Consider the following 524-nt stretch of genomic DNA (forward strand, 5'->3'; position numbering starts at 1 on the left):
GGTTGGATCACCTCCTTACCTGAAGATACCTTCCCGCGAAGTGCTCACACAGATTGTCTGATAGAAAGTAACGAGCAGAAAAAACCTCTACAGGCTTGTAGCTCAGGTGGTTAGAGCGCACCCCTGATAAGGGTGAGGTCGGTGGTTCAAGTCCACTCAGGCCTACCAAATTTCTTCTCATGCTGCGTTAAAGCGCCGCTCGTATAGTGAACTATACGTCGCGCCACTTTGCCTTGCCTGAAAAGAAATTACCGTTTGTCAAAAACGGAACTCCTGGTGAGTGGTAGTAGTGGTCTCTGCAGTAACTGTATGGGGCTATAGCTCAGCTGGGAGAGCGCCTGCCTTGCACGCAGGAGGTCAGCGGTTCGATCCCGCTTAGCTCCACCATTACAGTGACTCAAAACAATACTTCAGAGCAAACCGGAAACGGTGTGCTGCGAAGTATTATGCTCTTTAACAATCCGGAACAAGCTGAAAATTGAAACGACGTATCGTCTTCATTCTCCGTAATAAGAATGAAGCGG

General features: G+C 48.9%; 2 tRNA genes. Both read left to right on the forward strand.

Annotation, left to right across the window (positions count from 1 at the left end):
* The first annotated feature begins 91 nt into the window (after window positions 1-91).
* Window positions 92-168: transfer RNA gene (locus tag KVT28_RS24680), tRNA-Ile, on the forward strand.
* Between the two features lie 143 nt (window positions 169-311).
* A tRNA-Ala gene (locus tag KVT28_RS24685) sits at window positions 312-387 on the forward strand.
* The last annotated feature ends 137 nt before the right edge of the window (window positions 388-524 follow it).

It is taken from the genome of Pantoea sp. GbtcB22 (assembly GCF_019091025.1).
Classification (GTDB): domain Bacteria; phylum Pseudomonadota; class Gammaproteobacteria; order Enterobacterales; family Enterobacteriaceae; genus Pantoea; species Pantoea leporis.